Source organism: Nocardia sp. NPDC003726, from assembly GCF_053586955.1.
Genome location: NZ_JBSFNF010000003.1, coordinates 232611 through 252905 on the forward strand (window position 1 = coordinate 232611; position 20295 = coordinate 252905).

18 protein-coding genes are annotated in these 20295 nt (G+C 69.1%); 3 read left to right on the plus strand and 15 right to left on the minus strand.

Annotated elements, in window-relative coordinates:
- Nucleotides 1-17: 17 nt before the first annotated feature.
- The 7 genes from ACWDMM_RS05855 to ACWDMM_RS05885 form a co-directional block, all read right to left on the minus strand.
- Nucleotides 18-1424, minus strand: coding sequence for an AMP-binding protein (locus ACWDMM_RS05855; protein ID WP_449936202.1), 1407 nt, complete (start codon nt 1422-1424; stop codon nt 18-20).
- Nucleotides 1417-2019 carry an energy-coupling factor transporter transmembrane component T family protein gene (locus ACWDMM_RS05860; protein ID WP_195079096.1) on the minus strand — a complete coding sequence of 201 codons (603 nt, stop codon included), beginning with the start codon at nt 2017-2019 and terminating at the stop codon, nt 1417-1419. Before ACWDMM_RS05860 ends, ACWDMM_RS05855 begins: the two co-directional genes overlap by 8 nt.
- Nucleotides 2016-2696, minus strand: a complete 681-nt coding sequence (locus ACWDMM_RS05865) for an energy-coupling factor ABC transporter ATP-binding protein (protein WP_195079095.1) — start codon at nt 2694-2696, stop codon at nt 2016-2018. Before ACWDMM_RS05865 ends, ACWDMM_RS05860 begins: the two co-directional genes overlap by 4 nt.
- Complete coding sequence (locus ACWDMM_RS05870) at nt 2693-3820, minus strand: thiolase family protein (protein ID WP_449936207.1); 1128 nt, start codon at nt 3818-3820, stop codon at nt 2693-2695. Before ACWDMM_RS05870 ends, ACWDMM_RS05865 begins: the two co-directional genes overlap by 4 nt.
- A complete protein-coding gene (locus tag ACWDMM_RS05875; RefSeq protein ID WP_449936210.1) occupies nt 3817-4938 on the minus strand; it encodes a class I adenylate-forming enzyme family protein in 1122 nt (373 codons plus the stop codon). Before ACWDMM_RS05875 ends, ACWDMM_RS05870 begins: the two co-directional genes overlap by 4 nt.
- Nucleotides 4931-5461 (minus strand): biotin transporter BioY, encoded by a 531-nt coding sequence (locus ACWDMM_RS05880; protein WP_435406555.1) that lies wholly within the window; start codon nt 5459-5461, stop codon nt 4931-4933. The genes ACWDMM_RS05875 and ACWDMM_RS05880 overlap by 8 nt, the downstream gene beginning before the upstream one ends.
- A gap of 132 nt (nt 5462-5593) precedes the next feature.
- Nucleotides 5594-6292 carry an NUDIX hydrolase gene (locus ACWDMM_RS05885; RefSeq protein ID WP_357103334.1) on the minus strand — a complete coding sequence of 233 codons (699 nt, stop codon included), beginning with the start codon at nt 6290-6292 and terminating at the stop codon, nt 5594-5596.
- A 134-nt stretch (nt 6293-6426) separates the two neighbouring features.
- Here ACWDMM_RS05885 and ACWDMM_RS05890 point away from each other — a divergent pair, with 134 nt between their 5' ends.
- Nucleotides 6427-8157, plus strand: coding sequence for a DUF3556 domain-containing protein (locus ACWDMM_RS05890; protein WP_449936213.1), 1731 nt, complete (start codon nt 6427-6429; stop codon nt 8155-8157).
- 15 nt (nt 8158-8172) lie between these two features.
- On the opposite strand, the gene ACWDMM_RS05895 is transcribed toward ACWDMM_RS05890, so the two are convergent.
- The 4 genes from ACWDMM_RS05895 to ACWDMM_RS05910 form a co-directional block, all read right to left on the minus strand.
- Entirely contained in the window at nt 8173-10206 is a 2034-nt protein-coding gene (locus tag ACWDMM_RS05895; RefSeq protein WP_435406554.1) for a TerD family protein, read from the minus strand.
- A 367-nt stretch (nt 10207-10573) separates the two neighbouring features.
- Complete coding sequence (locus tag ACWDMM_RS05900; protein WP_449936217.1) at nt 10574-11308, minus strand: aminoglycoside adenylyltransferase domain-containing protein; 735 nt, start codon at nt 11306-11308, stop codon at nt 10574-10576.
- Between the two features lie 289 nt (nt 11309-11597).
- Nucleotides 11598-12608: an alpha/beta hydrolase-fold protein gene (locus tag ACWDMM_RS05905; RefSeq protein ID WP_397070414.1), complete on the minus strand. Its 1011-nt coding sequence runs from the start codon at nt 12606-12608 to the stop codon at nt 11598-11600.
- Nucleotides 12609-12870: 262 nt separating this feature from the next.
- Nucleotides 12871-13515, minus strand: coding sequence for a dihydrofolate reductase family protein (locus tag ACWDMM_RS05910; protein ID WP_195079087.1), 645 nt, complete (start codon nt 13513-13515; stop codon nt 12871-12873).
- 465 nt (nt 13516-13980) lie between these two features.
- On the opposite strand from ACWDMM_RS05910, the gene ACWDMM_RS05915 reads away from it, so the two are divergent.
- Nucleotides 13981-14826 (plus strand): oxygenase MpaB family protein, encoded by an 846-nt coding sequence (locus ACWDMM_RS05915; protein WP_195079086.1) that lies wholly within the window; start codon nt 13981-13983, stop codon nt 14824-14826.
- A gap of 41 nt (nt 14827-14867) precedes the next feature.
- On the plus strand, nt 14868-15746 hold the full coding sequence (locus tag ACWDMM_RS05920; protein ID WP_195079085.1) for an oxygenase MpaB family protein: 879 nt from the start codon (nt 14868-14870) through the stop codon (nt 15744-15746).
- 67 nt (nt 15747-15813) lie between these two features.
- Here the strand turns inward: ACWDMM_RS05920 and ACWDMM_RS05925 are convergent, their stop codons facing one another.
- From ACWDMM_RS05925 to ACWDMM_RS05940, 4 genes are read right to left on the minus strand one after another with little or no spacing between them, the layout of a single operon-like run.
- On the minus strand, nt 15814-16902 hold the full coding sequence (locus ACWDMM_RS05925; protein ID WP_195079084.1) for an ABC transporter ATP-binding protein: 1089 nt from the start codon (nt 16900-16902) through the stop codon (nt 15814-15816).
- Nucleotides 16903-16915: 13 nt separating this feature from the next.
- The gene (locus ACWDMM_RS05930) at nt 16916-17782 is read right to left on the minus strand and encodes a carbohydrate ABC transporter permease (protein ID WP_195079083.1); all 867 of its coding nucleotides are present in this window, start codon (nt 17780-17782) and stop codon (nt 16916-16918) included.
- The gene (locus ACWDMM_RS05935; protein ID WP_323124087.1) at nt 17779-18624 is read right to left on the minus strand and encodes a carbohydrate ABC transporter permease; all 846 of its coding nucleotides are present in this window, start codon (nt 18622-18624) and stop codon (nt 17779-17781) included. The genes ACWDMM_RS05930 and ACWDMM_RS05935 overlap by 4 nt, the downstream gene beginning before the upstream one ends.
- 3 nt (nt 18625-18627) lie before the next feature.
- The gene (locus tag ACWDMM_RS05940; protein ID WP_195079082.1) at nt 18628-19938 is read right to left on the minus strand and encodes an ABC transporter substrate-binding protein; all 1311 of its coding nucleotides are present in this window, start codon (nt 19936-19938) and stop codon (nt 18628-18630) included.
- Between the last annotated feature and the right edge of the window lie 357 nt (nt 19939-20295).

A 20295-nucleotide genomic window follows, 5' to 3' on the forward strand; every position in this document is an offset into this window, starting at 1 on the left:
TCATCGGCCCGCCCTGGTCAGCGATCGGCCTCGGGATGATCGCCACCGTGGTGCGCGGCCAGCGTCGAGGCCAGCGCCGCGCGATCGAGTTTGCCCCGCGGCGTGCGCGGCAGCCGGTCCACGACCAGCACCCGCACCGGCATACTCGGACTCGGCAAGGTCGCGCGCAGCCGCCGCCAGATCTCGTCGGCGGCCGGTGCGCCGGCGCCGACCACGATCGCCGCCGCTGGCGCCTCCCCCATGCGCGGGTCGGGCACGCCGACGCAGGCGGCTTCGGCGACACCCGGTATCGCCGTGAGCGCCGCTTCGACGGCGGCCGGTTCGACGTTGAGACCCGCCCGGATCAGCATCTCGCTGTCCCGGCCGAAAAGTCGCAGGCGGTCGCCGATGACCTCGCCCCGGTCGCCGACCGTCATCCAGCCGTCGATGGGACCGCCCGCCACGCCGTCCGCGGTGAGGTAGCCGTCGAACAGCATGTCGCTGCGCACGTACACCAGGCCGTCGCGGATGCTGGCCTCGACACCGCGAAACAGTTCGCCCGCCGATTTCTCGTCGGCGCTGCCGAGCCCGCGATCGAAGGACACGAAGCTCAGTTCGGAGGCACCGTAGAAGTGCACGAGCGAGGCGTTCGGCAGGACTTCACGCAACGCCTGCCGCCCCGCGCGTGGCCACCGGGCCGCCGAGGACAGCACTTCCCGCACGCCGCCGACCGGGCCGATTCCCGCCCGTACCACGTCCCACGCGATCGTCGGCACCGAATACAACTGCGTCGCACCGGCGGTCAGCGCGTCGGTAACAGGTCGCAGATCGACCGTCGCACCGCGGGTCAAGGCGTGCAGCGCGCCGTAGAGGAAATGCGTGTGGTCCAGCACGCCGGGCACCGAAACCCGGTCACCCCCGCCGATGTCGAACGTATGGTCGGAACGATCCAGCGTGGCGGCCCACGACAGCTGATCGCGCACGAACAGCTTCGGCTCGCCGGTGGTGCCGGAGGTGATCCCCACCAACAGTTCCGCGCCCGGGTGCGCCCCGGCCACCGCGCCCTCGGATTCCAGTGCGGCGGCGGTCCGCACCACGCCGTCGAAACCCAGCCGCCGCAACCGGCGGTGCTGGTGCGGCGCGGCCACGACGGCGCCCGGCCCGGCCAGCGCGAGCACCCGGCTCAGCTGATCGGGCAGCAGATGCCGATGCAGCAGGACCACACTCACCCCGGCGTGCATCGCCGCGGTCACCGCCACCAGGGATTCGACATCGGACGTGGGAAGCACCGCCACCCGATGCATGCCCTCCAGTCCCGCGGCGGTGCGCAGGACCTTCGACCAGAACCGCTCGTAATCGACCCGCTCGCGTTTCGAGATGACCGCGACAGCCGTGGGATTCGCCGCGGCCCGCCGCGCGATCCGCGCGGCGAGCAGCTCAGTCATCGTCCACTCCTCGCGCGGCGAGGGCGTCGCCCATCGCGTCGGCCGTGCGCAGCGCGCGCACCAGCACCGGCGTGACCAGCGCCGTCATCGACCATTGCAGCCCGCGGGCGCGCCTGGCCTCGGCGACGTCGCGCACGATCCCCGCCAGCAACGGGACACACCGGATGGCCAGCGCCAGCAGCAGGCCGATCCGCTCGGGATCGACACCCACCCGGCGCAGCGGACCGAGCCACCGGGTGACCGCGTCGAGCATGTCGGTCACCCGGGTGGTGAGGGTGAACAGCGCCGCCAGCGCCACCGACGCCACCAGCACGCCGCACACCACCGCGGCACGCGCGGGCGAGGTGATCAGCACCTGGAACACGGCGATGAACACCAGCATCCACACCAGCGGACGCAGCTGGGCCACCGCGACCCGCCACGGGATCCCGGCCACCGCGAACAGTCCAGCCACCACCACCCCGACGGCCAGCACCTGTGCCGGCGTGCGCACGAACACCGCGGTCGCCACGATCGACACCAGCAGCAGCGCCAGTTTCACCCCGGCGGGTATCCGGTGCAGCGGGGAATCGCCCGCGAGGTAGAGGCCGATCATTCGACCGACGCCCGGTATGCCGTGACGGCGTCGCCGGGCGTTCCGTCGAACACCACCGCCCCGTCGTCGATCACGATGACCCGTTCGAAGCTCTCCAGCAGCGACAGCTGATGCGTCACGACGATCACCTGCTGATCCACCGCGTCCAGCGCCTCGGCGACGACCCTCGCGTTCCGCAGATCCAGCAGGGTGGTCGGCTCGTCGGCGACGATCACCTCCGGCCGCCGGATCAGGACCGCGCCGATGGCGAGCAACTGTTTCTGGCCGCCGGACAACAGATGTGCCGGGTGCTCGGCGTGGCCCGCCAGCCCGAAACGCTCCAGGACCTCCTGGACGCGCGCCGCGATCTCCTGCTTGCGCAGCCCCGACCGCCGCAGCGAGAACGCGAGATCCTCGGCCACCGTCGGCATCACGATCTGGGTGTCGGGGTCGGTGAAGACGAACCCCACCTTCCTGCGCACCTGCGCGCCCTTGCGGGCGGCGTCGACGCCGTCCACCGTGACCGTGCCGGAACTCGGCGCCAGCAAGCCGTTGATCATGCGCGCCAGCGTCGATTTGCCGGAGCCGTTGGATCCGATGACGCCCACGCGGCGCTCGGTGATCCGCAGATCTATCTCGCGCAACACCTTCCGCTCACCGAAGCGGTGACTCACCGAGTCGAAGACGATCTCGCTCACGACACTCGCTCCACCAGCACGGCGATCCCCTGCCCGCCGCCGATGGCGCAGGCCGCCAGTCCGAGCGCCGGGCCGTCCGCGCACAGCATCCGACTCGCCAGGCGCACCAGCAGGATGGCCCCGGACGCACCCCACGGATGTCCCATCGCGATGGCGCCGCCCTGCGGGCAGATCGTGGACTCGTCGAGGCCGAGCTCGTCGGCCACCGCGAGAACCACCGACGCGAACGCTTCGGTGATCTCGACGACACCGAGGTCCGCCACGCCGAAGCCGGTGCGCCGCAACAGTTTCCGGATCGCGGGTACCGGCCCGAGACCCGGTAGCGCCGGGTCGGATCCGGCCACCGCGCAGCCGAGGATCCGCAAGGCGGGCAGCCCGGCCGCCATCGCCTCGGTGGTCACCGCCATGGCCGCAGCCCCGTCGGAGATGCCGCAGGAATTGCCCGCGGTGGCGGTGCCGTCGGCACCGAAGCTGGGGCGCAGGCGCGCGAGCCGGGCGGCGGTCATGCCCGCTCGAATGCGTTCGTCGCGGTGCACGCCGCCGACCGGCACGATCTCCGCGGAGAAATCGGCCGCCGCGGCGAGTGCGTGGGAGCGGGCCGCGTAGGCGTCCTGCCGTTCCCGGCTGATGCCGCGCGCTCGGGCGAGATCGTCGGCGGCCACGCCCATGTCGGGATCGGGGAATCCCGGTGGCGCGAAGGGGGCGCGGGTGTAGCGCACCGGCTCGGCGTCCGCCACGGGCGGCCAGAAACGCCACGGGGCGGTGCTGGCCGATTCGACCCCGCCGGCCAGGATGAGTTCCTCCGCGCCGCTGCGCACCCGCAAGGCCGCCTGCATCACCGCGTCGAGGCCGGAACCGCACTGCCGGTCGACGGTGACGCCGGGAACCTGCGCACCCAACCCCGCGCGCAGGGCGGCGACCCGGGCGGGATTACCGCCGGGGCCGAGGCAGTTGCCGAGCACCACGTCGTCGACTTCGGCGTCGATGCCGGCCGCGCGCACGGACGCCAGCACGTCGCGCAGCACGGGAGCGGCCAGGTCGGTGATGGTCAGGTCGGACAATCCGTGGCCTGCGTTGCCGATCGGCGTGCGGCGCGGCGCTACCAGAACGGGGACCGGGCTCATGCCAGCAAGTCTTTCAGCTCGCCCCTGGCCACCTTCCCCGCGGCGGTGCGCGGCAGTGCGGGCAGCGGCACCCACCGGCGGGGCATCGCCTCTTTCGCCAGAACGCGACGCGCTCGCGACCGCACCTCGTCGAGCCCGGCTCGGCCGTCCAATTGCACCGCGGCCGTGACGGTTTCACCGAACACCGCATGCGGCGAGCCGATCACCGCCACCGCGGCGATGCCGTCGAGCGATTCCAGGACCCGCTCCACCTCCTCGGCGACCACCACGGTGCCGCCGACGTTGATCGCGCAGTCACCCCTGCCCAGCACGGTCAGCTCACGGTCGTCACCCAGCTCGGCGAGGTCGCCGACGCCGAACCAGTCCGGCGCGCCGAGCACCCGGTAGGGCGTGCGGACGTAGAGCAGTCCGTCGCGCACCTCGGCCTCGACCCCGTCGAGCAGCCGCATCGGCTCGGGAACACGCCGCGCCGCCACCAGCGAGACCTCCGAGGAGCCGTAGTACTCGACGACCTGCAGGTGACCGGCCGTCGCCAGCGCACCGTCGTCGAGCGCGATGCCCGCGACGATCGCGGTGCGCAGGCGCGGGCAGCCGGCCACCACGTCACGCAGTACCGCGGGAACCGCGTGCACCACCGTGGCCCGCGCCCGGTCATCGGTGACGCACGCGCCGCGCCACAGCGCGTGCAGCGCACCGAACAGATGCATGGTGGCGTGCAGCGGTCCGGTGAGCAAGACGCGGTCGTCCGGTCGGACGCCGGTGATCCGGGTGAACGCGGGGAAACTGTCGTACCAGGAGGCGGCCGTCCGCGCCAGCGGCCGCGGGTGTCCGGTCGAGCCCGACGTCGCCACCAGCAGGAACGCCGCCGGCGGAAGATCGGCACGGTGCGGTCGCGCGGCGGGATTCTCGACGAAGACCGGGATGCCGCGGCGGGCAGCTGCGCAGACACAGATCAGCGCGTCCGCAACGGGGAGGTCCGACGCGTCGTAGACCGCCGAGTCCGGGTCGCGGGCGATCCAGCGCTCGATCGCACGGTCGAGTTCCCGGTAGGTGAAGCGGCGGCCGCCGAAGTCGACGGCAGGCGCGTCGCCCGCTCCGCCGAGTTCGGGACTACGCACGGATCACACCGGGATACGCGCGATGCACCCCTTTGGCCACCACGGTCGCGACGACGACTTTGAGCAGGTCGCCGGGGATGAACGCGAAATTGGCGGTGACAGCGGCCCGCACGCCGAGATCGGTGCGCAGCAGCAGGCCCGCGGTGCCGAAGAGATAGATGACCAGCAGGCCGCCGACGGCGTTGATCAGCAGACCGAGCACGACCGGGTATTTCGGCAGGATGCGGGCGGTGCCCAGTCCGATGACCAACGCGGCGGGAATCCAGCCGATCAGGTACCCGGCACTGGGACCGGCCAGCGCGGTCAAACCGGTACGCCCGCCGGACAGCAGCGGCAGGCCGAGCATCGTGAGCGCCAGGAACACCAGCACCGCGGCCGTCCCCTTACGCGCTCCGAGCACCGCACCGGCCAGGATCACGCCGAGGGTCTGCACCGTGATCGGCACGCCGCTGAACCCGACCGTGATGGCGCCGGGCAGGCCGAGCGCCGCGATCAGCGCCGCGAAGACGGCGATCTGCGCCATGTCCCGCGCGGAAACACCGACTCTCGGCTCCCGAGAGTTCTCGACACCCTCCACGACAACCCTCCGCCTAGAACTTGAACGACGTTCAAGGTAGCAAACCGGCCAGAGCGGCGCGCACCGAGCGTCGCAGTGCTACCGGTGGGTCCACTGCGGCTGCGCGAAGTGGGCGACTCTGGCCGCCGACGGGTCCGTGCCGAGCAGGACGACTTCGCGGAATTGCCACAGCAGCGCGCCGGTCGGTGCGTGAATGGTCATCTTCGGGCCGAGCCGCATCTGCAGCAGACCCGCTTCGCCCGCGGGCGCGGTGTCGTCGCGCAATTCCGCTTGCCGCACCGCGTCCTCGGCGCGGACCCAGCGCGGGGTGTCCTCTGCGGCGACCCGGGCCAGATCGACCAGGTGCGCCGAGTAGACCTCGTCCGGATCCGGCTGTAGCCGCGTCGCGCCGGTCAGCGCCAGAACAAGGGGCGTGATCGTGAAACCGGATGCCGCCGGGAAGTCGTCGAGCGCGCCGAGCAGGTCATCGGGAGTCGCGTCCAGGCCCAGTTCCTCGCGCAGTTCCCGTAAGGCGGCTTGTTCGGCGCTCTCGCCCTCCTCCAAGCGGCCACCGGGCAGACCCCACTGTCCGGCGTTGCGTCCACGGTAGGCCCGCTTGATAACGATCACCGACGGCGGTCCGTCGGACTCCTCCACCACGCAGAGCACCACCGCCGCGCGGCGCACACCGGGCAGATCGGCGACCTCGACGCGCGGGAACGCGGCCAAGCGAGCCTGCGCGAGCACGCGGAATTCGTCGATGCTCCTGGGTAGCGGCGTTTTCGAGGTCGACTCCATGACTTCGATCCTGCCCGACCCCGCGGACGAGCGCGACAAAGGAAGTCGTTGACAGCAACTGTCTCACCTGTCACCGTATCGGGAACCTCCGGGGCCCGGATGCGCCCCGGGCGTTCGCGATCGGAGCGTGCTTGATGGGATTTCTCGAGCCCGACCTGCCGGTGGTCGACATGGCGGAGTGGAGCAAGGGCACGCGGGCCGAGCGCATCCGTCCCATGGCCCGGCACTGGGCCGAGGTCGGCTTCGGCACACCGGTGGCGCTGCACCTGTTCTACGTCGCCAAGATCTGCCTCTACGCCCTCGGTGGCTGGCTCATCGTGCTGACCACCGACGGCATCGACGGATTCACCGACATCGGCGCCTGGTGGTCGGAGCCGATCGTCTTCCAGAAGATCGTGCTCTACACGCTGCTGTTCGAGGTGGTGGGGCTCGGCTGCGGATTCGGACCGCTCAACAACCGGTACTTCCCGCCGTTCGGCTCGATCCTGTACTGGTTGCGCCCCAACACCATTCGCCTGCCACCGTGGCCCGGACGGATACCGCTCACCAAGGGCGACAACCGCACGCCGGTGGACGTCGCGCTGTACGCGGCACTGCTGGCGATGACAGCGGTCGCGTTGCTGTCCGACGGAACCGGCCCGATACCGGAACTGGGCACCACCGTGGGTTTGTTGCCGCACTGGCAGGTGCTGATGGTCCTCGCGCTGCTCGCGGTACTCGGACTACGCGACAAAGTGATCTTCCTGGCCGCGCGGGGCGAGGTCTACGCCACCCTCACAGTCGCCTTCCTTCTCCCCGGAGCCGATTCGATCGTCGCGGCGAAGGTCGTCTTCGTCGTGATCTGGATGGGGGCGGCCACCTCGAAACTCAACAAGCATTTCCCTTTCGTGGTGTCCACGATGATGTCCAACAGCCCGGTGTTCCGGCCCAAGCCGCTCAAACGCGCGTTCTTCGAACGCTTTCCCGACGATCTGCGCCCCGGGCGGTTGTCCCGCCTTTTCGCCCACGGCGGCACGGTCGTCGAGATGTGCGTTCCGTTGGTGTTGTTCTTCTCCCACGGGGGTTGGCCGACGACGATCGCGGCGATCGTGATGGTGTGCTTCCACCTGGCGATCCTCACCGCCATTCCCATGGGCGTCCCGCTGGAGTGGAACGTCTTCATGATCTTCGGCGTCGTCGCGTTGTTCGTCGCGCACGCCGATCTCGGTCTGGACAGCCTGCGCGAGCCCGTGCTGGTGGCGGTGCTGTTCGTCGTGCTCGCGAGCATCGTGATCGCCGGAAACCTCTTCCCCCGCAAGATCTCCTTCCTGCCGGGCATGCGGTACTACGCGGGCAACTGGGACACCACCATGTGGTGCGTCAAACCCTCGGCCGCGGAGAAGATCGGCAACGGCGTCGTCGCGATAGCCAGCATGCCGCAAGCCCAGCTGGAGCGGTTCTACGGCAAGGACCGGGCGCAGATCCCGATGTTTCTCGGGTACGCCTTCCGGGCCATGAACACCCACGGCCGCGCCTTGTTCACGCTCGTGCACCGCGCCATGCCGCCCGGCCGCGAAGACGAGTACACCATCACCGACGGTGAGCGGATCTGCAGCACCGCCATCGGCTGGAACTTCGGCGACGGCCACCTGCACAACGAACAACTCATCGCCGCGCTGCACCGCCGTTGCCACTTCGAACCCGGCGAAGTGCGCGTCGTGCTCCTCGACGCCCAGCCGATCCACCGGAAGACCCAGCAATACCGCCTCGTCGACGCCGCCACCGGCGAGTTCGAACGGGGCGAGGTACATGTCGCCGACATGGTGACCCGCCAGCCGTGGGCCGACGACGTGCCGGTGCGCGTGCACTACAGCACGGAGCAGTGATCCGACAGCAGCGGCTCAGGCATCCACCGACGTCATGACGCCGGTCTCGGCCGGTTCCGGTTGTTTCGGCGCCGGCGGCACCCACCCCCGCAACGGCTGCACGACCGATCCGTAGAACGCATCCGTCGCCGCTGTCACACTGGCGATGAACGTCGCGGCGGTCCCGGAGCCGGATCGCCTGTTGCCCATCGGAAAAGACTGTTCCAGCGAGAAGGACACGATTTCCCCTGACCGGCCGTCGGTCAGTGCCTTCGGATTCTCTCGCACGGTGTCGAGGTGCTCACACGCTTCGTTGCCCCGCACCGAGAACACCGCTTCGACCCGCACGTCACCCGGAGCGTCCACGAGTTGCCTGAGCAACCATGCCAGCCGCCGGCCTGCGGTGCCCTCACTCGGCGCGTCCAGCGTGGTACGGCAGCGAATCCTGTTGGTGCGCACATCGGCGACCACCGTCAGATCGCCCACGGTGTCCGGAATCCGCAAGACCGCCTCGAAGCTACCCTCGCCCGCCAATCGCTCCGCGACGGCCGCGTTGCGTGCGGCCGGATCCGCTCGGTGCCGGCGGGGCAGCACATGCTTCACGCCGACACCGAGCTCCGCGGTCAGCCGCAGCGCGAGATGCCGCGACAGCGACATCCAGGCGTCCGCGACGGTGAGGACCTTCTGGTCGCCGGCCCGGAGGGTGCCTGCCACCACCGCGTCGCGGACGGCAACCCAGTGGCGGCCCATGTCGACGAACTCGTGCGCCCCGGACCGAGGATGGCCGAGGTACCGCAGGAACTCGCTCAGTATCCAGTTCTGCAGATCGTCCTCGATGCCACCGTGTGACAGCAGCATCCGCGCTTCGTGCATCACCTCCGCCCACGACAGATGCCGCAGCGCCACCTTCGCGAGTTTGCGGCGATCGACCTGGACGGGAAGCTCGCCCGGCCCGGCGGGCACGTCGTTCGACAAGCTGACCACCACGTCGTACTTGTTCTTGCGCGCCACTTCGAGGTAGCTCTCGAGCTGTTCGCGCCTCAGCTTGCCGTTGCCCGTCTTCACCTCCAGCAAACCCGTCCACAGCCGGCTGCCCCGGACGACTTTGAGCACCGCGTCCGGAATGACGGTCGACTCTCCCCGCTGGTACTGCACCTCGACGTACCCCTCGAAGGCGCCCGCGGGAGCGCCCATCCTGGCGCACAAGGCCCGCGCGAACGGACGCACGGCCTGCATGGTGGCGATCAGCGCCGACGTGGCACGCCGTTCCTGCTCTTCTCCTGCGCCGACGCCGAACACCGAGAACAGCCGGGCCGGTTGCCATCCCTCGTGTTCGGCGAGCTCGAACTCCATCGGCTTCGCCCTTTTCGCGACCCGCTTGGCGGTCCGCACGCCCTTGGCAGGCGTTGCCGGAGCATCCGTTCGGGTGATCTTCTCCGGCGTGGCGGCACCGGCTGGGCTCACGTCCGCAGGCACGGTCCGCTGGGGTTCCTGCGCGAGGACGTCACCGAGCGGCCGGTCGACCGGATCCGGCTCGGTATCGTCGTCCACGTCCACGCCGAAGTCCATCGCCAGCCCGGCCAGCCCGGATTCCCATCCCTGGCCCACGGCCCGGACCTTCCACACCCCACCACGGCGGTACACCTCGCCGAACACGAACGCCGACTCACTGGTGGCATCGGCGGTGACGTACTCGGCGAGCGATTGTCCCGCGCCGTCCACGACCCGGAACGCGAGTTTGCCGAGCTGCCCGAAGGTGCCGCTGCCGACGCTGCCCGCAAGCGCCACGGTGTGCACCGTGTCCGCAACCGTGGACAAGTCGATCGCGATCCGGGCCTGCGCTCCTTCCTCGGTCGCGCTCGTTCCCAAGAAGCGCACCGATCCGTCGGGCGATTCCGGCTGGTTGTAGAAGACGAAATCGTTGTCCGAGCCGACCTTTCCGTCCGCACGCAGCAATAATGCGGACGCGTCGACTTCGATCTCCGTCTCGGTCCACCCGAGCACGACATCGATGCGAACCACATCGTCCGGCAGCGAGACGTTCTGCCCTTTGGCCAGAATCGACGACATCAAGGCTCCACCCTTCTACAATCCGGAACGCGCGGTGACAGGAAATCCGCGTCAGCCGGTTCAGATCCCGGCCCCAATGCATCGCAGGCAACCTGGCTGCGACGCACTGCTATTCGGGGTGAGCGATTCCGCTGTTACACACTCCGCGAAGGGACCGCGGTGCGGGCTGCGGCGTGGCCCCCGCTGGAGCCGACGCCCGGCTCCTCCTCCTTGCTTCGGTTATGCGGATCCGACTGCGCGCTTTGTAGGAAATTTCATAATTGGATGCGCATATCGACAAACTTACATGTTGAGACTGGGCTTCCCGTCGGCGCGGTTCCATAGCGGAGACAGGTCGAGACCGTTGGCCTACCGCGCGAGAAGGACGCTATTCGTCTGTGCTGCTGTTGGTTTCCACACCATCGCCGAGCGCTGCCTGGGTCGCGGCTTCGTCGAGGCGATTCTCCACCCAAGCCAGGAAGGTTCGAACGTCGGTGGCGGGCAGTGGGAGTGCTGCCGAGCGTGGGCGCTGGAAGCTGCGCAGGGCTGTTTCGATGAGGGGGGCGAACTCTGGCTCCGAGGCCGCGATCATCTGCGCGGCTCGGCGTTTGGCCAGCCAGCGGCCCGTGCGGCAGAACGCTACCGCTCGGCATCCGTTCAGCACCCGGTTGTCGCCCAGATGGCCCTCTCCCCCGGCGTGTTCGCGAACCGAGCCCAGGAGCGCGGCATGAACGTCGCGCCGCGACGGTGCCGCCATGATCTGCCGCACGGGAGCGCCGTACAGGAGACACGCGGTCTGGTATGCGATGGAGCGGTCGATGACGTACCAGAACGCTGCCGAATCGGACGGATCGAAACTGACGCGGTTCGGCAGCATCGGACCGGTGTTCAGGTCCATGAGATAACCGGCCGCTCTGGATGGCGCTGCGGCGAAATCCGCGTCGTAGACCACGAGCTCCAGCCCGGCCGCCGGGCAGGGCAGCGCCGGATGCGCGAGCGATTCGGCCAGGTCATGCAAGCTCCGCGCAGGCAGCGACGCGGCGACGACGATCACCACATCGACATCGCTGCGCCCGTGCCGATAGTCGGCGAGCGCGACCGATCCCACCGCGAAGACACTCACCAGATGAGATCCGCAGACGGTGCGAGCGCGCAGCGCGAGAGCATCGAGGTACGGACGCAACTCGGCTGGAAGGACGTGGGGATCCACCAGGACGTGGGTCATGCGGGCCAGTATCCCGCCGAGGCCGGGTCCCGGGCCGGAAGTCGTAGGAATCGCCGGAGCTGTCCGCCGGCGCCGACTCGGGCCGCCCGGACCCGCCGAGGTCGATCAGGTGGCAGCCATGCTCGGAACTCGGGCTCCTCCGGCACGATGCGAACCACTTCTGATCAAGCCGCGGCGCCCGACGGCCTCAGTGCGGCAGGCCCAGCCCGTCGGCCAGTACGGGCCAGGAATTCTTCAGCGCTTCCTGCCAATAGCCCCAGGAATGAGTCCCGGTGGGCTGGAAATCATAGGTGGCGGGGATGCCGAGGGAGTCGAGGCGATCGCGCATGTTGTGCGTGCACCAGTTCACCGCGGCCTCGATCACGCCCCCTAGCACCAATTGGTTGAGGTAGCCACGGGGGCCGGGTTGCATATGCGAGCCGTTGTAGACGTCGTACATTCCGGGAACGCCGGTTCCGGTGGACAGGAACAGGCGTATGCCGCGTAACTGGTCGGCGTGCAGGTACGGATCATTGGCCGCCCACATCGGGTCGTCGGGCGGGCCGTACATGTTCTCGGTGTCGCCCCCGCCCCAGCTCTCCACCGCGAGTTTCACGAACTCGCGCCCGATCGGGTCGCTGACCTGCGCGCAACCGCTGTAAGCCGCGACCGCCCGGTACAAGCCCGGTTTGGCGATGGGCAGTTGCAGCACCGAGGTACCGGAGGTGGACAGGCCGGCGATGGCGTTCACCCCGGTGGTGCCGAACTCGGCGTCGATCAGCGGCGGCAGTTCCTCGGTGAGGAACGTCTTCCACTTGTACACACCCAGTTTCGGATCGGGCGCGCGCCAATCGGTGTAATAACTCCAGCGCCCGCCCACCGGCTGCACGACGTTGACGTCCTTGTCGGCGAGGAACCGCAGCACATCGGTGTTCTTCTGCCAGGTCGCGCTGTCCTGACCCCCGCCGCCCCCGTTCAACAGATACAACGTCGGCCGCGGAACCGAACGATCAGCCGGGCGCAGCACCTTCACCATGATGTCCTGCCCCATCGCCGCGGAATGCACCCGCACCTGCACCGTGCGCTCGTCCTCCGCCCACGAACCGGTGATCGACGCGGCATCGGCCCGCGCGGGCGATGCCGTCGTGACCGTACCCGCGGTCACCGCGAACACCGCCGCCAGAACAACGAGCGCGTGCACCATGGAGCGGCAGACCATTCCGATTCGCACTCTCGCGGAATCCTCGACAGGTCCGGCAGTCCATCCGGCGTCGAAGTCGGAACGTCGTCTCATCGTTTGGTTTCCTCCACCGTCGCGTTCGTCCACCCGGCGCCGATGCAGCTGCTCGACGCACATGAGTTCCGCCAACGCTAGAACCGGGGAAAGCGGCGCAGCTTCCCCGTTCGACAGATCTGGACACCTCACGAATCGGCTGGATCGCCTCTGAGGGTGCGACACAAGAGGCGAGACCGCGCCGCTGTCAGCGTCGCCAGAACAAGTGGTGTACCACCCCGCTGGGGCTGGGGACCCGTTCCAGATGGAAGCGGTCGGTCAGCTCGTCCGGGGTGGCCCACAGCCTTTCCCCACGACCGAGTTCGACCGGGGCGACGGCGATGTGCATCTGGTCGATCAGGTCCGCGTCGAGGAACTCGCGGACGGTGCGAACTCCACCACCGATGCGCACATCCTTGCCGTCGGCGGCCTCGAAGGCCTGTGCCAACGCCTCCTGTGGAGACGCGTCGAGGAAATGGAACGTGGTTTCGCCCAGGGTGAACGATGGCCGGGGGTGGTGGGTGAGGACGAACACGGGTGTATGGAACGGCGGCTCGTCGCCCCACCACCCCTGCCAGTCGTGGTTGTCCCACGGCCCGCGCTGGGGGCCGAACTTGTTGCGGCCCATGATCTCCGCTCCGATGTTGTTGCGGAAGTCGCGCGTGAAGTAGTCGTCGAGGCCGTAGGTCCCGCCGGGGTCGGTCCGATTGGGCCAGTGCGCGGTGGCGCCGCACCAAGCGAACAGCGCGCTCGGATCCGCGTGACCGAAGGGCCGCTCCAAGGTCTGCCCTTCCCCGGCGCCGTATCCGTCGCTGTAGATGTTGAAGTTCTGCACGCGCACCTGTTGTGACATCGGAACCCTTTCTGGTTGCAATTTGCAATCGGTTGGAATCTACCCATACCGATCTCGGGTCGCAAGCAGTTGGGCACGACATTCCGACTCCGGACGGGGCGTACTCGGATCATTCCGGCGATGAAGTTCCTCGGCGCGCGAACGAGGGCGCAGTCGGCGACCAGACGCAGATTTCATCGCCTCACCGATAGAGAGGTGGCTTTTACCTATCAACGCACGGATTCGGCAGCACGCCACGATTACAGCGACGTCTCCGCCGACTCAGCGCAACACACGTCTTGGGCGAAAGCCCAGAGACGCCTTCGGTCCCCGACACTGGGCAAGCGCAGCACGGAATGATAGAATCAGAACATCTCTCTATCATTTGGATGGGGCGGACATCGCCCACCCGGATGACGGGACGGTATTTTTTTCGGGTCTTCCGACCTCACTCGGCAGCGAAAGAGACGGCTGAGAATGTCGACGATGAAACAGGAACCAGTGACGACGTCCGCGCTCCGCCCTGTGGGCCCGGGTTCGGCGACCTGGCGATGGGGCGTGGACTGGCGCACCGTGCTGGCGAGCCGGGCCGTGCTGCTGCTGGAGGTGGCGCACCCGGTGGTGGGCGCGGGCGTCATCGATCATTCCGAGTTCCTCAGCGATCGGTGGGCGCGCATCACCCGCACCTTCGCCTCGGTGCGGCGGATCAACGGATTCCACGGGTCGGAGGCCGCGCTCGCCGAGGGGCTGCGGCTGCGCGAGGTCCACCGCGACATCGCAGGCACCGACGCGCACGGACGCCGCTACCACGCGCTCAACGCCGACGCCTATCTGTGGGTGCATGCCACCGGCTACGCGGGCCCGGCGGAGGTCCGCCGAGTGTTCGACGGACATGTCGACACCGACCGCGAGGAGGCGTTGTTCCGGGAATGGCAGGACCTCGCCGGAGTTCTGCGCATCCCCGACCGGGTCGTCCCGCGCACGCGCGCGGAGTTCTGGGCGTACTACCGGCGCACGGTCGCGGACGTCCTCGAACGCAATGCCGCCACCGATCTGCTGCTGGAACTCGACCGCAAGCCGATGCCGGTGCCGCCGCGACTGCCTCTGCCGCAAACGGTGTGGAACGGGTTCGCCGTTCCGCTGGCGGCACTGCTCCGATTGACCACCGCGGGCATGATGCCGCCCGAGTTGCGGGACCGGCTGGGATTGGCGTGGTCACCCGCGCGCGCGAAGCGATTCGACCGCGCCGTCACCACGGTGCGGATGCTGGATCGTCTGTTGCCGGACAAGATCCGCCATCCGGTCGCCCACCGCACCGCCGTGCTCCCCTGACATTCGTTGTCCCGTCGAAGAAGCCGGAGAAGGACGAAATCATGAGCCAGCCCGCGGCCCGGGAAGCCGCACCCGCGACCACGCGAGCGAGACGACGCGAAACCGACTCGCTCGACACACTGTTTCTCGCCGACGAGATCTCGGCATGGTTGTCACCGGCCTACGGGGCGGCCAATGTCGTGATGCAGCTCGCCGACGCCGGCGTCGCCTACGGGGTGATGGAGAGCAAAGTCGACAGCGGCAACCTCCACAAGCACCCGATCAAGCGCGGTCGCACCACAATGACCTACATCGCGGTGGCTGTCGCGGGCAATGCCCAGGACCGTCGCATCTATCGTGAGGCGGTCAACGACGCGCATGTTCAGGTGCGGTCGTCGTCGCGAAGCCCGGTACGCTACAGCGCGTTCGATCCCCACCTGCAACTGTGGGTCGCGGCCTGCATGAGCGCGGTCTTCGAAGACACCCGCCGGCTGCGCGGTGGCCGCACCTACCACGATCCCGACGCCGTGCACCGCGCCGCGGCCGTCTTCGCGACCACCCTGCAAGTACCGCGCGAGATGTGGCCCGCTGATCGCGCGGCCTTCCAGCAGTATCGGAACAACCGACTCGATCGGCTCGAATTCGACGACCGGATGCGCGATTTCCTCATCGGCATCGCCCGTCTCGACTTCCTCCCCGCCCCGTTCCAAGCGCTGTTCGGCGACTGGAATCTGTTCATGACCGTCGGCTACCTCCCGGCACAGCTGCGCGACAAGCTGGGCTGCACCTGGACCGCCGTCGAGCAAGAACGATTCGATCGCTGGCAGCGCCTGCTACGGGTGCTCGACCGGCTCACTCCGCGGGCCGTCATGCGACTGAGCATGCGCGCCGCGGTCTGGGATATGCGGCTGCGCTACGTCACCGGAGCCACCGTCGTATAGCCCTCGGCGGAATATGCGAGGTCGCCGTGCGCACCAGCATGGCGCCGTAGCGGCCCCGGTGATCGGATCACCTGTATCGCAAGAGCATTGCGGTCTCCGGGTCATACCAGCGGCACGCCTCGGGCGGCAGGTACAGATCGGTCGTGTCGCCCTCGGCGGCGCGGAAGCCCGGCGGCGCCTGGACTTTCACGGTCTGCCCGCCGACGCGGAGGGTGAGCAGGGTCGATGAGCCGAGCGGCTCGAGCACTTCGAGTTCGCCGCGCATCGTCGCCTCCGCGGGGCCTTCGCGCACCACGATGGCCTCGGGACGGATGCCGAGCCGGAGCGTGCCGCCCGCGAACGACGACAGCGCCGCCGGAACGGCGAGCGACTGGCCGCCCAGATCGAAGCGCGGCCCGGCCTCGGTCGCGGCGACCGGGCCGGTGAGGAAGTTCATCGGCGGGCTGCCGAGGAACCCGCCGACGAATTCCGTCGCCGGGTCGTCGTAGACCTCGGTCGGCGGGCCGCACTGGACGACCGCCCCGTCCCGCAGCACGGCGACGCGGTTGCCCAGCGACAGGGCCTCGACCTGGTCGTGGGTGACGTAGATGGTCGTGGTGCCCAGCTCCGCGACCAGTCTTTTCAGCTCGGCCCGGAACGACAGCCGCAGTAGAGCGTCGAGGTTGGACAACGGCTCGTCCATGAGCAGCACATCGGCGTCCATCACGATCGCCCGCGCCACCGCGACACGCTGCCGTTGCCCGCCCGACAGCCGCGCCGGGTAGCGGTCCAGGTACGGGGTCAGCTGCAGCAGTTCGGCGGCCCAGGCGACCTTGCGCCGGATCTCGTCGGCGGGCACGCCGTGCACGCGCAGGCCGAAGCCGATGTTGTCGGCGACCTTCTTGTTCGGGAACACCGCGTAGGACTGGAACACCATCGACAGGTTGCGCCGCCGTGGTTCGAGGTAGGTGACGTCCTTGCCGCCGATCACGATCTGCCCCGAGTCCGGCAGCTCCAGCCCCGCGATCATGCGCAGCAAGGTCGTCTTGCCGCAGCCGGACGGCCCGAGCAGCACCATGAACTCGCCGTCGGCGATTTCCAGCGAGACCTCGTCGGTGGCACGGGCCGTGCCGCCGGGATAGGTCTTGACCAGATCGCGGACCAGCACCTCGGCCATCAGCGAACCCCTGTCATCTGAGCGTCGTCCCCCACATGTTCACCAGGTAGCGCCGCATCACGAAGATGAACGCCAGCGCCGGGATGATCAGTGCGAAGCCGCCCGCGAAACGGTAGGCGGTCGACGCCTCGTCCAGCGCCGTGAGCACCTGCGCGGGCAGCGTGCGGTGCCCGAGCGTCACGATCGTCGCGCCGAGGATCTCGTTCCAGGACAGGACGAAGGTGAAGATCGATGACGCGGCCAGCCCCGGCAGCGCCAGCGGCACCACGACCCGGCGCGCGGCCTGCCACCGCGTGCACCCGAAGACCTGGGCCGCCTCCTCCAGATCCGGGGGCACCGCGACGAAGATGCTCGCCGTGATGAGTACGGTGGTCGGCAACGCGAGCGTGGTGTGCACCAGGGTCACCGCGAACACCGTGTCGTACACATCGAGCCGTAGGAACACCGTGGCCAGCGGCACCGAGAGGACCACGATCGGCAGCGCGCGCACGAAGAGGACGAAGACCTGATAGGTGTCCTTGCCGCGAAAGGCGTGCCGCGCCAGCGCGTAGCCCGCAGGCGCCCCGATGACCAGCGACCAGAACACCGTGTAGAGGCCGACGAGCACCGAATTGCCCAGCGCGCCCGCGGTTCCCGTGGCCCGGAAGAACGAGACCAGGGTCTCGGTGGAGAACTCGCTGGGAATCAGCGGCTTCGGGAACTCGGTGAGCGCCGCGCGGGAGGACACCGCTGCGAGTCCGATGAGCACGATCGGCAGCGCCATGAACAGGCTCACCGCCGTGCAGGCCAGCTGCACCCACACCGCGCGCCTGCGACGCCTGCGCAGTGGTGCGCGGTCGATCGGCGGCAGTGCGCGCCGCGCGGCGCTGTCGGAGGTCATCGGGCCTGCTCCGGCTGCCGGACCGCCCGCAGGTAGAACACGGCGGTGCCCAGCGAGATCGCCAGCACGATCAGTGAGACGGCGCTGGCCACCGCCGGGTTCTGCAGATTCGCGTACCACTCGTAGGTCTCGCCGACCAGCAGCGGGAAGTCCCGGCCGGTCAACGCCTGTGCCACGGCGAAGGCCTGCAACGCGAGGATGGTCCGCAGGATCAGCGCCACTTGCAGGCTCGGCCCGAGCAGCGGCAGCGTCACGTGCCGCAGCCGTTGCCAGAGGCCGGCTCCGAACACCTGCGCGGCCTCGTCGTAGTCGCGCGGGATCATCTGCACGCCCGCCACCACGATGACGAACACCAGCGACGTGGCGCGCCAGACCTCGGCGACCACCACGGCCAGCAGCATGGTGCCCGCGTTGCGATAGCTGAGCCACTGCACCCCGTCGTCGGACAGCCCGATGCCGACCAGCAGCGAATTCAGGTAGCCGCGATTGTCGAAAACGGCCAGCCACACCAGGCCCGCGGCCAGTTCGGAGATCGCCAGCGGCAGGCACCACAGATAGAAGTGGCCGCCGGCGAACCGCGGCCGGGCCTGTATGAGCAGCGCCATGCCGACGGCGAGCACGAGCTGGACCGGCACCACGATCACGATCAACAGAAGGGTGTTGCGCAGGGCGGTGAGCACGTATGGATCGTCGAACAGCCGTTCCCAGTTGGCGAGGGTGAATCCGCCGCCGCCGCGGAACGCTTCGAGCACCGCCTGCACGAGCGGCCAGCCGAACAGGGCCAGCAGCAGGACGATCGACGGCAGCAGCAGGAGCCACGGGGAACGTAGTCGCGACAGCACTGCTCACCCCACCCGGCAGAGGTCGGCGGCCGGGTCGGGAGCCCAGCACGGCACTTTCAGCTCGTCGAGGATGCCTTGCAGGACCCGGGCCTGCTGATCCAGCGTGGAGCGGATGTCGGCCCCGTCGAGCACGATCGAGCGGAAGCTGTCCTTGAAGACCTTGCTCACCTCACCTTCCCGCTGGCCGAGACCCACCGGCGGCAGCGAGAGAACGGCGCCGGGCGCCTCCTGCTGCCTGCGCACCGCGTCGGCCTCGAGCTGGATGGCCGGGGGCAGGTCGGCGGGGATCGCCGTGTCCACCGCCGGGAAGAAACCGTTGGAACGCAGCAGCCGCAATTGGGTTTCCGGGCGGGTGAGCGTGCTGATCGTCCGCTGCGCGAGTTCGGGATCCGTGCTGCCCTTGGGGATGGCGAGCCCGGCGATCACGGCCATGTAGCCGAGACCATGGGCGCCCCGGGGCGCAGGAAGCATCCGCCAGTCGCGCGGGTCGCGCTCGGGCGCGTGAACCAGGCGCACGACGTGGTCCCATGCCATCCGTACTTCCCCGCTGTCGAGCGGTTCCTGCATGAAGTCGGCATTCGTGCTCGACGGTGCGCAGTTGGCCCACAGCTCCCGCAGGTACTGCCACGCCGTCACGGCCTCCCTCGAGCGAAAGGTGGTGATCTGGCCGCCGGTGAACGAGGGCAGCAGGAAGCCCTGGACGAACCGGTGCAGCAGGCCCTTCGGCCCCGCGGGCAGCCCGAGCACGGGGCGATTGCCGTTGGCGCGCCGCGCGGCGACGGCCCAGTCGAGGAACTGGTCGTAGGTCAGCGAGGCGGCGTCGACTCCGGACGGCAGGTGCGCGAGCGCGTCCGTATGCGCGGCGAGCACGTAACTGGCTGTGGCCCAGGGGATGTACCACGTGCGATCGGTGCCGACCTTCGCGAGGTCGAGGTAGTCCGCCTGCCAGCCGCGTCCGCCGAGGTCGGCGAGCAATCCGGTGAGGTCTTCCAGGTAGCCGTCGGCGAGTGGCGCGATGTCGCCGTGCAGACCGCCGAGCAGACCGATCCTGGTGGCGCCCGCGTCGACCTGGCTGCGCACCTGGCCTGCGAACGGACTCTCCTCGATGGTCACGTAACCGACGCCGGGTGCGGCGGCGGCCAGCAGGGTGCGGAACCGCTCGGCCTCGTCGGCGGGACGGAACTGGGTGGACAGGAAGATCATGCCGCCGTTGCCGCTGGTCGCGAAGCCGGTGCAGGCCGCTGCGGACAGGGCCGCCGCGCCGGAGCCCGCCGCGCGCAAGAAGGATCTGCGCGTCAAACCGGACACCAGCATGCATGGCTCCTGTTCGGGCACAGAGTGTTTCCGACTTCGGTCAGGTCGGTCAACATAGGTGCGCTGAGAGATATTGTCAATATGCCCGCGACGGTCCGCAGCACTCCCCGATGCCCACCGAGCGGAGGGTGCGAGGATCCGCTCGGTGGGCTCACCGCCGCGCGCCGGGGACGTGCGCGCCGGACAGAGGCGGGTTGAGGGATCCCGTCCGGCGGGCGTAACGCGTGGCGGTCGGCGCTTCCGTCGAGCGGGCGCGGCGAAGTCAGGGCACGAGCCACGCCGCCCGGCGGAAACACGTCATTCGGTGAACAGCGATGATCGACGGCCTGCGCTGGCCGACGGCACCGATGCCCGGCC